Origin of the sequence: Paenibacillus sp. FSL R7-0216 (genome assembly GCF_037969915.1) — a bacterium.
GTDB classification, from domain to species: Bacteria; Bacillota; Bacilli; order Paenibacillales; family Paenibacillaceae; genus Fontibacillus; species Fontibacillus rhizolycopersici.
The window spans coordinates 4575004-4588401 of sequence record NZ_CP150222.1; the positions used below are offsets into that span (position 1 = coordinate 4575004).

At 33.5% G+C, this 13398-nt stretch carries 10 protein-coding genes; 1 reads left to right on the forward strand and 9 read right to left on the reverse strand.

Translation table 11 applies throughout. The features are described 5' to 3' along the window. Positions 1-35: 35 nt before the first annotated feature. Positions 36-1115 carry a DegT/DnrJ/EryC1/StrS family aminotransferase gene (locus tag MKZ15_RS21100; protein ID WP_339817904.1) on the reverse strand — a complete coding sequence of 360 codons (1080 nt, stop codon included), beginning with the start codon at positions 1113-1115 and terminating at the stop codon, positions 36-38. A 233-nt stretch (positions 1116-1348) separates the two neighbouring features. On the opposite strand from MKZ15_RS21100, the gene MKZ15_RS21105 reads away from it, so the two are divergent. Further along, positions 1349-2857, forward strand: coding sequence for a hypothetical protein (locus MKZ15_RS21105; protein WP_339817908.1), 1509 nt, complete (start codon positions 1349-1351; stop codon positions 2855-2857). Positions 2858-2996: 139 nt separating this feature from the next. Here MKZ15_RS21105 and MKZ15_RS21110 read toward each other — a convergent pair whose 3' ends face one another. The 8 genes from MKZ15_RS21110 to MKZ15_RS21145 all read right to left on the reverse strand — a co-directional run bounded on the left by MKZ15_RS21110 (position 2997) and on the right by MKZ15_RS21145 (position 13390). After that, on the reverse strand, positions 2997-3848 hold the full coding sequence (locus MKZ15_RS21110; protein ID WP_339817910.1) for a class I SAM-dependent methyltransferase: 852 nt from the start codon (positions 3846-3848) through the stop codon (positions 2997-2999). Between the two features lie 14 nt (positions 3849-3862). Continuing rightward, positions 3863-5059, reverse strand: coding sequence for a hypothetical protein (locus MKZ15_RS21115; RefSeq protein ID WP_339817912.1), 1197 nt, complete (start codon positions 5057-5059; stop codon positions 3863-3865). Further along, positions 5007-5948, reverse strand: a complete 942-nt coding sequence (locus MKZ15_RS21120) for a hypothetical protein (protein WP_339817915.1) — start codon at positions 5946-5948, stop codon at positions 5007-5009. The genes MKZ15_RS21115 and MKZ15_RS21120 overlap by 53 nt, the downstream gene beginning before the upstream one ends. Before the next feature lie 86 nt (positions 5949-6034). Continuing rightward, complete coding sequence (locus MKZ15_RS21125) at positions 6035-7381, reverse strand: glycosyltransferase family 2 protein (protein ID WP_339817917.1); 1347 nt, start codon at positions 7379-7381, stop codon at positions 6035-6037. Between the two features lie 55 nt (positions 7382-7436). Further along, entirely contained in the window at positions 7437-8801 is a 1365-nt protein-coding gene (locus MKZ15_RS21130) for a glycosyltransferase family 2 protein (protein ID WP_339817919.1), read from the reverse strand. A 13-nt stretch (positions 8802-8814) separates the two neighbouring features. Continuing rightward, positions 8815-10599, reverse strand: coding sequence for a glycosyltransferase (locus MKZ15_RS21135; RefSeq protein WP_339817922.1), 1785 nt, complete (start codon positions 10597-10599; stop codon positions 8815-8817). Between the two features lie 3 nt (positions 10600-10602). Next, the gene (locus tag MKZ15_RS21140; RefSeq protein WP_339817924.1) at positions 10603-12315 is read right to left on the reverse strand and encodes a glycosyltransferase family 4 protein; all 1713 of its coding nucleotides are present in this window, start codon (positions 12313-12315) and stop codon (positions 10603-10605) included. Further along, a complete protein-coding gene (locus MKZ15_RS21145) occupies positions 12305-13390 on the reverse strand; it encodes a glycosyltransferase family 2 protein (RefSeq protein ID WP_339817926.1) in 1086 nt (361 codons plus the stop codon). Before MKZ15_RS21145 ends, MKZ15_RS21140 begins: the two co-directional genes overlap by 11 nt. Positions 13391-13398: the final 8 nt, after the last annotated feature.

The following is a 13398-nucleotide window of genomic DNA, read 5'->3' on the forward strand; positions in this document are numbered from 1 at the left end:
ATCTCTAATTATATAATCTCAAGTAATTCAGGCATTTAATATATAGCTTCTTTGATAGTGTGAATTATTCTTCTTTGATCAATAGAGCTAAGAGAATCGTATAACGGTAGACACAATACTCTATCGGATATACTATTCGAAATTTCCTTAAAATCACTTTCGACATAATCCAAAGTGTCCAAGGACGGATAGAAATATCTGCGGGGGTTAACATCAATTTGGTGCAGTCGTTCTATCACCCTTTTGAGCAAACTCTCCGTTTGGAATATGACGGGGAAGTAACTATAATTCTGAGAGGAATTTTCGGGAAAACTAAGCACCTTAACATTAGGTTCCATATAAAAAGCCTCAAGGTAAGAATTAAATACATCCTGCCGTTTCTTTATGATTTCATCAATATCATCCAGCATGCAGAGACCCATGGCAGCTTGAAATTCATTCATTTTAGCGTTTATCCCCAATTCCGAAATGACCTCAGGCCCCTCAATTCCAAAGTTAATCATTTTCTTAGCTTTATTAAAAAGATTATCATCTGGAATTATCAGTGCCCCACCCTCAATGGTGTGAAATACTTTTGTACTGTGGAAACTTAAAATCGATATGTCTCCGTAATTCAATACACTCTGATCTTTATACTTAACTCCAAAAGCATGCGCTGCGTCATAAATGACCCTAAGATTTTTGCTGTCGGCAATCTCCTGTATTTTCTCAACATCACACACGTTACCATACACATGTGTCGCCACGATTGCGCTCGTATTCTCAGTTATTAAGTCCTCTATATTTTGAGGATTCAAACAAAGTGTTTGCTCATCAATATCAACAAATTTTGGAGTCAATCCTTCCCAAACTATAGAACTCGTGGTCGCCACAAATGAGTAAGGTGTAGTAATTATCTCGCCCTTTAGATCGAGAATCTTATAAGCAACCTGCAAAGCTAAGGTACCATTCGATACCAACAGGAGATTCTTAACCCCTAAATATTGTTCCAAGTCACCTTGTAGCTTTTGAACCATCTTCCCATTGTTGGTCAACCATCCTGAATCAAAGATATCATCAACATATTTTTTATACTTCTCACGATCAGGCAAATATGTTTTAGTTACATTTATCACAATAGAGAGCCTCGATTCAAGGTGTATTTATACTAATTCCGGAAAAGATCTACATATTTACATCAGGTTAATTTACCTATAAGGTTATTATCGGCTAAAAGAAATCTTCAATAAAGTACGAAAGTTTAGAAACTTTGCTCATTTCATAAAAACCACCTTTTTCAAAACCATTAAACATTTTATGCACTCCACCGATATTTATTTAGGCGAGAAAGCTAAAGGAGAGGAATATAGTGAATATAAACGAAGAATTACAACAGTTACTTGCTTTAATGGAAGAAATATTCACTGCAATACAAGGTAATGGTCAATTTATTGAAAATAGAATCAATAGTTTTATTGATGGGTTTCTATTTACTAAGAAAAATATAAGCCAAAGAAACATAAATGAAAACGTCGAAATGGTTTTTTCCAATTTAGAGAATGTTCTTTTCCTAATTGTTACTTCTTACAACAGTAATAATATTGAACAAGCTAAAAAATATATTGGAGAAGAATTTTATGAAGTATTCCCTTTATGGCTCGAGACTGTAAAACAAGAGCTAAGACATAATATCGTAATTTTGGGAGTGAATTACCGTTCAAAATTAATAACTTCTCTATTTGAAGAAACGCTTTATAATGTTGTGGGTTACTGTTCTTATTCAAAAGTTTCATTGTCAGATACACACTTAGCTAATTTGCCTATTTTTGAATGTAGCTCTGTTAATCCTACATTATTTGATTATTTAGTTATCGCTGATGATATTACCGAACAAGAAGAGAAATTATTAATAGAGCAATTTGGGGAGTCGAAAATTGTAAATTTATACCGGATAGCCAGCGAATATGCTCAAACCTATCGAACAATTTTTGAAAAATATTATTATTATAGTTTACTCTATACGAATCTTAAAACAGCAAAAACTGAAAAGAATGTTGAGATTATAACTACTGGAACTTCTCATGCGGTGCATGGACTTGATACAGAATTGATGTGGAAAAAAACTATTAAGTTATGCGGAATATCTCAAGATCTATACTATGACTATTTACTGGCTAAAGAAGCGATACGGTCAAATCAAAATATAAAGTACTGCCTTATTGGGTTATCTCAATTCTCTATGGGTTATGATCTGTCTCTCTCAAAAAATCAGGTTTCTTTAATAGATGAGATTTATTATCCTCTACTTCAAGATTCTCATCACTACTCACTTTCCAGAAAAAATGATAAAACAATAAGAATCGATACTATAGAAAAGTATTTCAATATTCCATCACCTTTTAATCAAAAGATTATTGACTCATTTTTAGAATCATTGAATTTCATCGATCCTTCTCCTCAAATTAAACAATCATATTGGGATAATCCATGTGAGAATTTCCCCATTGAATGGTTGGGTAAAGAAAGGGCTTTGCGACACAACAAACAAATTCATTCTAAAACCATAAATGAAAACAGACAAATCTTGAGAGACTATTTGAGCTTCTTAGAGCGCAATAAAGTAAAACCAATCGTTATTATATATCCTACCACTCTTTACTATAATAATTTTATTGATTCAAGCCTAAAAGATACTATTTATCAGGTGTTGGAAGAATTACAGAAAGATTTTGACATTACCTTTTTGGATTTATCAACTAGTTCCCTATTTAATCTTAATGATTTTGCTGACAGCGATCATCTTAATAAAAAGGGAGCGACAAAAATGTCGTTGCTACTCAATAAACTCCTTATTGATACTAAATTAGAAATCGAGTAGGAGACTTCATAATCAAGCACTGGACGACATTAAAACCATACACAACTAGCAAAAAGGAACTCTCTTAATAGAGGGTTCCTTACTTGCCGATTATCCAAAATCCTATTAACGGAGAAGCTCCTGCAAAAATAAAGTTCTATTAATCCCAATCTGGATTTTCTAAAACAATCATAGGACGTTTGTAGAACTCGCTAAAATAAGCCACACCAAGATTCTCCACAATATCGGTTAATTCATCTATAATATCGGTATCACGTAGAGCAATTTTTTGAATTATATCCCGCGGTAAATCTATATAGGCACCTATAGAATCCGTACTTTTTCTAGTGAAAAGAGCTATATCTTTTAGCTTCCATCCTGCATCTATAACGGCATCTACCTGATAAAATAACATTTCCACAATTGAATTCGTGGGAATTATCGGCTTTAGTTTATTTCCTCCCCAATTATACCCCAATTGAAAAATGGCAAGCTTTGCTTTCATCCTTAACTCACCCATATATTCAATAAAATACTTTTTAAACTCTGTTAAGTTATCCCTCACCAGATCCAAGTCAAAATCCACACCGGCATGATGGAGAACGTTTAATAATAGCACACAATCGTAAAAGTCGATCTCCTTTAAGTCCAATAGTCCTACACTTCTATTTAGGACCAGTATATTATCTAAATCAAAATAGTTTTTTACTGTTTCGATAAAAATGCTTTGGCTTTCATTAGGTTCAAACGCTGTAAATTTCTTCTTCTTCATTTTATCTGCAAGGCTTAATGTAAAAAAACCTGTATTAGCCCCAATGTCTGCCATACTCGAAAAATTAATATCAGTCAGTTTATGCATTATATACTCATACCTAGCAGAATCCCCCCTCCAACTTTCATCAATTTTTTCATAATAACCTAGTTCTTTTTGTACGAATTTAGGTATATTTTGATACCTATAATGTTTGGATTCATTATTGTAAAGTTCCTGCAATTTTTCTTTTAAGTTCATAATGCTCACCTTTTTTATTGTCCGACTTTAATTAATTCTTTTAAAGCAATATGAAAAGTATCCCTTCTTAGATATATATCATTAGAGGAAAACTTTGAAATGTCGTCTAAAAAATCCTCTTCTTTTATGCTATGGAAGGTAATGTTTTCCTCTTTCATCGAGTTCAAGAAACCACCTAGCCAAAAGTAATATACTTCATTACTGATTTTCATATCGTCAATATGGATATTAAAGCCTAAATCCTTTAAGTACATTTCAAAAAAGGGCACATTAGCATCAACAAATAATTGTGAAGGTCCCCATAAACGTGGATTGGCTTCAATCATCACATACTCATCTTTACTATTTCTAACCTCAACCATAATTAATCCATGAAAGTTAAGGCTGGAGAAGAGTTCTAAAAATTTCAATCCAATTTGTTGATTATGAATATCTGCTGGACTTGCAGCGATAATTGATTTCCCTCCGCCTTGTTGAACTAGATTTTGTTGCGAAAAGGATAGTGATCCATGGCTTTTTGAAATATAATACATTAAATAGTAAGAATCCCCTGAAATATATTCCTGAACATAGAAGTCAGATCGATTGTGATGATTAAAAAATTTTACAAACTCACTTTCTTCCTGAATTAATAAGGGAGCAATAACATCTCCATCAGTGGTTTCATATCTTTTAGGCTTTATGACTACTGGATATCTCTTAGGTACTTCAATTTCATTTGGTACACTAATATCGAATTTTTTACATAATTCACCAAATGAATATTTGTCAGAAAGTCTATAATACAAGTTTTTCTCTACTAAAGAAATAAAACATTTCTTTTCCTCAAAATCGCGCCTATTCTCTAACAAAAATCGATTAAGCGCTTCAGAGCTGGGTAAAATAAAATGTCTTGAATTACTGCTAATTTTCAAAACATTATCAATTTCTTTTAGCATATCTGTAAGGTTAAGTTTTTTATGTTTTCTTACACCCACCACATGCTTACTGTACTCACTTAAAAATATTTCATCATCGAGAGAAAGTGCAATAATGTAGAAATTAACATTATATTTCTTCAAGACTCTACAAAAGGCAATAATTGCTCGTTGATTAAATCCGGAAAAGATAATTAACCCTGGTTGTTCTATAATTTTCATCTCCCTAACACAAGACTCATTATGGTTCATATACAGCATATCCAAATCCTGATTTTCCAAAGCCATTCCCATTATACAACATCACATATTTATTTCTTATTTTAATTACATATGGGTATGCTATAGCCTCAGAGTCCCATCCACTTTCAGAAGTATCCAAACCAAATTTATGATCCTGCCTTATCCACCTGATCCCCCCATCATAAGATTCAGCATAGCCCCCTCTATAACCGTTAACAGGATTGTCCCTAAATCCGTTAATGCTTCTCTTGCTGTACCACATTTTCATTACATCATTTTCGATTACCACAGATGGACGTGCAATTGCTTCATACTCATGTTCTGGTATTATACTATCAGTATTATTTCGGACCCAATCGATCCCATTATCTGATGTAGCATACTTAATATGGTAACAAATCTCGGGTTTCCCATTAACAATGCTCCATCTTGTTCCGGATGTATAGTACATTATCCATGAATCGTTGTACCGTTTAACATCAACAGCTCCCGTATAATAAGGTTCTTCTTTATTTCTATCTAATATAGGTCCATCATATGGTTTATAGAAGCTTGAACCATTATCTTCACTTATAGCTAATCCAATTGAGTTTCTTGTATGAACCGTCGTACTAGGATTCCAACCAATGTAATACATATATAGTAATCCACCAACTCTTTCAACTGAACAAACATTAGCACCTGAATCGTCAAATGCCCCTATTTTACCTGGATTAATTATTGGTTGGTCATTAAAGGATTTAACTATGAATTGATTAATGTCAGTGATATCTATATCCACGAATGTTGTTCTTGTTATTCTATTCTTATCTCGAACACCAAAATATACCCTAAGCGTTTGATTATCAATCAATAAAGGAGTTGGCTTATGACAATGACTATAAGACCAATCCGAGATTTTATCTACAGAAAATATTAACCCCTTTTTAATCCATCCCATTTAACCCACATCCTTTTTATAAGTCTAATATTAATAAGTAATAAAGTAGGTTTGAATCGACAATATAATATTCACTGATATTCACACTACAATCTTCCATGAACTATATTTTGTAGTAAAAGATTACATATTTCGGGATAATATTTAGAGGATAGTACTATTATGTTTTGAATACCCGTATAGTCATCTTGAGACACTAACATCTGGAGTCTCCATCTAAGATATCTATAAACACGATCTTCTAACCAGCCGTTAAGTTTTTCTTTAGACGACAATTTTTCATAAGCTACGTCCCTCAATTTCTCCAACTCGTTTATTGTTGGATAATCAAACTCAGGGGGTAAACTAAATGAGATACTTCCTGGATGAACCCGATAAACCCCAACGTAGTCATTAATAAAGCCCACGTCACCAGTTAACATTAGCTTTAGTATAATGAATAGATCTCTACACTTGGTTTTTTCAGTATGACAATCCATCCGAGTCGCATTTTCTCTTTTAAATATTGTTGAAAGAATATATAAATGCGGATAATCCCTCGTCTCATACTTCAAAAAATAATTCTCCCCATTGATGGTCGGTTCCATGATAATATTTTCAACATTTGTTAAGTTGCCAGTCTGCACTTCAAGTCGCTTAACGTTTGCACTTACCATGGATAGGTCTGGATTTTCCTCCATCAAGAGAATAGCCTTAAAAAAATAGTGAGGATCTATCAGATAGTCGTCATGATTAATAATTAGTACATATTTACCGTCAGCATAATGGTAAAAAGCATGGCTGCCATTGTTTCCTGGGCCTAAATTAACCTCATTACGTTTATAAACTATCTTGGAGTTTTCCGAATACTCACTCATCATCTGATCTGTTCCATCAGTTGAACAATCATCTGCTACAATCACTTCAACATTAGGGTAAGATTGCTCTAATAAACTATCTATTGTTTGCTTTAGATATACTTTTTGATTATATGCCGGGATAATGACACTTATTTTAGGGAATTGCTGTTGCCAAGAGGTTACAAGATCACTATAGTTTTCCCCAATTTTTTGAGAAAGATTTTTTATTCTTTCATTAACATTATTACTCCACTCATTATCAGTATCAGTCAGTAAAGCAAGGTAATAGAAATAAGCAGCCTGTTCTATATATCCCCTTTCCTCAAAAAGAAAAGCTAAGTTAAATCTAAGTTCTTTATGAAAAGGATATCTTCTCAACCCATTTTGGATTGCAGCAAGTGCCTTTTCTTGTTCTTTCATTGAGTAATAAATTATCCCTTCCAAAACAAATGAATCCGGATCATCAATTACCGCTTTATTATATTCAGATAATGTATTAAGTGCTTCACTATAAAATCCCCTTTCAATTAATGAATATATATCTGTCTTTATCCTTAACTTTATTTGTTCTATATTTTGATCTCCACTATTCATAATTCCCCTCCTTTTCCGAAAACAACTCCATTGTCCCATTAACAATAAACTATAATTATAAATTGACTAAAATATCATTAATGAGATTTTTAACATCGTCATCTTTATTATCGATTTGCTCCAGGTAGGAAATCGCCTGCTTGTATTCACCAAACCTATATAAAACATATCCTAGGTTATACAATGTATCTGTGTCCCTATTATTGATTTTCAATGATTGATAAAGTAAGGGAATAATATAGTCGGTCAGTCCGGAGTTAAAGAAATGTTGTGCTACTAAATTATAAACAGCATGCTTATTGTTAGGTAAATTCTCTATACATCTGATAATAATCTTACTATCAACATCTCCATGGGCCACTAGAAACTTAATTCCTTCTAAAGACTCGCTCATACTTAGCTGATCATTTATATTTTGAATGTATTGGTTTACCTTTAAATATTTCTGATATTCCATGGCACTACTACTATCTCTTAATATAGTTACATACTTATCAATTATATTCTCATAGTTATTCAATATATTTTTGAAGATGTTAATCTCTTTTTTTGATGTATATTTAATATCAATCCTCGAGCAAAAGGAAGTATCCAAAATATCATACTCGCTGCTTATTTCTTCAACCTCAGTAAAAACAGCGTAATTCTTTCCGATATCAATTAAATCAGAATAATTTATATTATGATTTTCCTTAAACTTTACATAAAGATCCTCCCATTGTTTTCCAGAAGCCTTCCCTCGGTCAGGTGTACTTAGATAGTTTGACCAGCCGACTATTGATTTTGAAACAATTTGATCAAGCGACCTCACTGGAAAGTGAGCTAACCGCAACACATCATGCTTAAGAGCTTCGGGGGGGATAATTATATTTGTGCCGACCCTTACATCATGATTGCCCATTGTAAGTTCTATTTTAAAGGAATTAATTACTTCTTTCGTTATTATAACTTTGTAGAACGTGTCAAGCTTGTCTTCTCTAACGTGTCTTATCCTTTTGGGAATAAACAACTCTTCTGTATTATCTTCCTGATTAGGAACATAAGTCTTCCAACGTATATAATGAACTTTATCAGGATCGAGCTTTTCCATGAAAACACGTGGATTCACCATTTGATTGCATACAACAAATTCATCAGCATCGAGCGGCATTATAATGTCAGGGTTATACATATCAAAAGTATATTTTAATAACTTGTTCGTTTTCACATCCTGATTATATTGGACAGTATCATCATGAAGAACTTGTAATGAATAACCCTCTTGAATAAGGCTATTTAAAATATTTAAAGTGTTATCTGTGCTTCCATTATCCAAAATAACCATACCATCAAAAATATTGGCATTATATCTGACAAATGATTCTATGATATCCGCTTCATTTTTGATCATACTTATTGAAAATATTTTTTTCTTGTTCATTTAATAACCCCGCTTAACTTCTTGATAATAAATCCAATAATTCTTTTGCTGTATTATCCTTTTCTTCAATTTGTTGAAGATAATTTATTGCTAAATCAACAGCATTTGCTTTGTAGAGAAAATACCCTAGATTGAACAATGTATCCCTATGGGTATCATCAATAGACAAGGAGTGCGAAAGTAGTGGCAAGACATGATCATGAAGTCCCTCTTCATAAAAAACACAAGCCAATAAATTCAAGCTATCTTGCTTATTCATCGAGCGTTCGTTAATAACCTGAATAATATCAGCACATGTAATTTGATTAGTCGCAACGAAATTAATAATACTACTAAGTTCATTTTTATAATCCAATTTTTGATCAATAGAAGCGATCAGTGAATATAGTAAATTATAATTGTCGTCCTTAACTGCTCTAACCAAATACTGATACACTCTATATTGAGTTGCTAGTTCCGGATTCCCCAGCCGACTTATACCATCAATAAAAGCCTCATCTTCAGTTGAAGTCGCGGGCATATTAGTACTAAACTCTATCTTTTGATACCCAGCATTTTCAAACATTTTTTTAATTTCAAAAGCAGTAAAAAAACGAAGATGCGTCCGATCCAGGAGACCTGCATCCTCATACTCCCATCTTCCGTTAAGAAGTCCTCTTATTACTGAATGATGCATGATATTAGGTATGCTCGAAAGTACTTTCCCATTTGGTTTGAGATACTTTTTCATATTGGCAAGAACAAGCCATGGTTCAACTAAATGTTCTAAAACATCAGGAAAAATAATATAGTCGAAAAATTCCTCTTCAAAATCCATCTCCTTCTCAATATTTGAAGCACTTACAGTTGCAAACAACGACGCTATTGCTGCAGAGTTTGGATTTAGTTCAATCCCATAAAGTTCAGCATTCCTATACTTATTTTTTATTCCAAGCAATGTTCCGCCACAAGCGCATCCTATCTCGAGAACCTTTATGCGTGCATCTTTATCCTCTGTATTGATCAAACTTATTACATCTCCACGAATATAAGAAGAGTATATAGAGTCAAATCCCCATTTATTACTAAATTTCTCACGATTAGCTATAATAATAGGACTTGAAGGTGTCCCTTGATCATTAAACGTGATATGTCCATAGTGATGAATAAAAACATCCTTACAGAGCATTAACTTAAACCCCGCTTGCATCATGCGGTATGAATAATCATCATCTTCATAGTGTCCTGGAGTAAACACTTCATCTAGCATGCCAATCTTATTTATGACTTCTTTTTTTATTAGCATACAAAACCCTATTAGTTTTAACCTTTGCTCCCATTCACCTTTATTTGCTTCATGATATTCTTTAGCGAAATTATGCATTTCAATAATGGTTGAATAATTTGCTGGAACCGCCTGATAATAAGATGCACTGTTAGTAACAGGTCCAACCGCACCAATTTCCTCCGAACTATACAGACAATTCAGAAGATTGGCTAACCAGTTTTCCGTTACAATCACATCATTATTCAATATCATTACAGTTGTTCCTTTGGCTATCTCAATTCCTTGATTACAACCACTGGGAAAGCCGACATTCTTATCATTAAGAATTGTTATAATATCATTTTGGGTTAGTAACCATTCTCTAGTCCCATCTGTAGATCCATTATCAACAACAATAATTTCATACTGTATATTACTAGTAAACTCTCTAATGCTTTGAATACAGTCCATCGTATATTCAAGTTTGTTAAGAGTTAATATAACTATACTTGTAACAACTTCAGTGTTGGGCACTTTTTCTCCTACTTTCATCCATTAGTTAGAACCAAAATATAGAAACTCAGGATAGGCGGTAGCTTCACCAATAACTGATATGATGTTCTCATAATCCGAATGTGTATTACCAAATTGAACAAAGTGAATATAGTTAAGCAAATAATATACATCCGTTAAATCATAGTAAGCTTCTAAAAAATCATGTGCTAACTTCTCCGCATCTATTACTTTCCCCAAACCAATTAAACATAATATCATCCATTTTGCATAAACTGCTCTCTCTAAATTATCTTCTTCTAATTTGAATAGATTAGTAAATAACTTAAAGGCATAGTCAAAAGATCCACTCATGAAATATTCATACGCTTGTTCATAAACAGAGGGCACTTTTCGATCCCCATGAACATAAATAAGAAAGCGCTCAATTTTATTGTTGCTCCGTTCTTTTCTTATGGCGACGGTTTGCCATATCGCTACTTGATGTCCCTCAATCAGTTGATTTAGATGGGGGAGTTGAATATAATCAGCCTCACAGTTAAGTATTAATGATATTAACCTATTGTATTCTTGAGGGTTCACAAACTTCTTATCAGAAACCAATAAATCCCAATCTTCCAGCCTCGATTTATTAATTACTGTATATCCACTACACTCATTGTAATAATCAACGAGTCTGTTCATAGTTTCATCCCAAGAAAATTGTTGAGAAGTCACTAAACCGTGTTCTCGTATCGTTTCCGATAATCTGGTGTCAGTTAATACACGTTCTATTTTTAACGCTAAGTCCTTGGGATCATTGATGTTAGCAATTAAAGTATTATAACTATCTTGGGCATATTCTAGTACCCCGGCGTTACCAGTAGTAACTACAGGGCAATAGCAGGACATTGCTTCAAGTACAGGGAGTGAAAATGATTCATACTGGGAGGCAGAGACAAACAATCGTGCCCCTCTATATAAACTTGCTATTTGAGATTGTGGAGGATTAACAAATATTCGGATAACATTCTTGTAGTAACTATCATCATGCTTTGGCTGTTCCGGAGTAATCCACAGAATATCTAAATCCATACCTTTATCATTCAAAGTAGAAACCGCTTCAATAATATCCTCGATACATTTGAATGTCCCCTCTAATCCCATCATCAGAATATACGGTTTACTATATTCATACGGAATGACTTTTGTATTGAATACTTTTTGATCTATGGCGATAGGGATAACATCAGCATCTCTGCCGAAATGATGTTTTATGAATCCCGCAGCCTGATGGGTCACAGTAAGGATAAACTTAGGCAATTGAAATTGTCTAAAAACAAAAGCCTTAGTTCTAGAATCCAAATTCTCGAATTCAAAAAGATGGTAATCACCCTGTTCAAAATAAACAACAGGCGCTAATCCTGTCTCTATGCAAGAATGGATATGTTTATAATAATTTGCAATTATTAGATCGCACTCTGGTATGCCTGCCGCTAGTTCTATACCAAAAGGAACTTGAATAAAATCTGCCTTAACAGAAAACCAAGTTGGCATCGGAAAATGTGCAACTAAAGTTACTTTTATACCTCTCTCAACAAGTTTCTCTGCATGCTGAAGGATAATTTTCACGCCACCGCATACTTTAACAGTTTCCATTACATAAACTACATGAGTCACGGTAAAATTATCAGAATTAATTAGCGGCTGTTCTTTAACAGTTTTGAGACGGTACATCCTCTTATTAAGTTCTTCGTATCTTAATTTATCTATCATTTGTTTCTCCTGTTTTCAGAGATTGCATATTTGTATTACTTAAAGATTGTTCTATTAATGCAATGGCTTCCTTGCACTTTTGGATTGTCCTAATGTCAAGAACGTCCATGATCTTTTTTATTCTATAACTAAGTAACTGGAAATCCTCTTTATTGGTTACGTATACCGCTTTATCTAAATGCCCTAACCAATCTATAAATATCACTATAGTCTGTATCCGGTTCGACGTATTCAACGAGAGGAGTCCATTACTTACTGATGCCCAAACATTCCAGTGTATAACTCTAGTAAAATACGTGGCGAACAGATTCTCGCTATCAGGCGACTTTTTACCGAATATCCCCTTTACAGCGGTAATGGCACTTATTAAGTTTAATAAGTTATTCATCGGATCTCTGTAAATTTTTTGTGTAACCGACTCAGTTTCTCTATCTCTATTTCTGTAGTTATAAACTACGTTTGCCAAATTATAAATATTTTCTGATCGCAAAATAGCTTCTATTGTAAATACATGATCCTCCGCAAACGATAAATTCTCTGAAAACTTCATCTTTTCAACGATATCTCGCCTGTAGAGTTTCCCCCAACAGTAAACTGAATATAGAAACTCAGATCGCTCATTAATATCTATATAACCTTCTTTTCTTAATTCGGGAAATTGATCAAAAAAAGACATAGTACTGTATCCTCGACTATCGAAGCGTTGATAAATACCTGTGACTAAATCCGCCCTTTTTTGAATAGCTGCTGAATACATTAGTTCAAGTGTATCTTCAGGGATTGTATCATCACCATCAATAAGAAAAATGTAGTGCCCTTGCGCCTTGCTCAACCCTGCATTTCTTGCTGAAGACACACCTTTATTCTCTGTTAGTTGAATTAACACGATCCGCTGATCCAAAGCAGCAAACTGACTAGCTATTTGATAAGTGGTATCTGATGATTGGTCATCCACCAAAATGACTTCAATTTCTTGTAGAGTTTGCGATAAAACAGACTCAATGGTTTCCTGCAAATATTCCTCCACATTATACATGGGTACGATCACTGATACTTTAGGCTTTAACTCTCCCACTTTTTTCA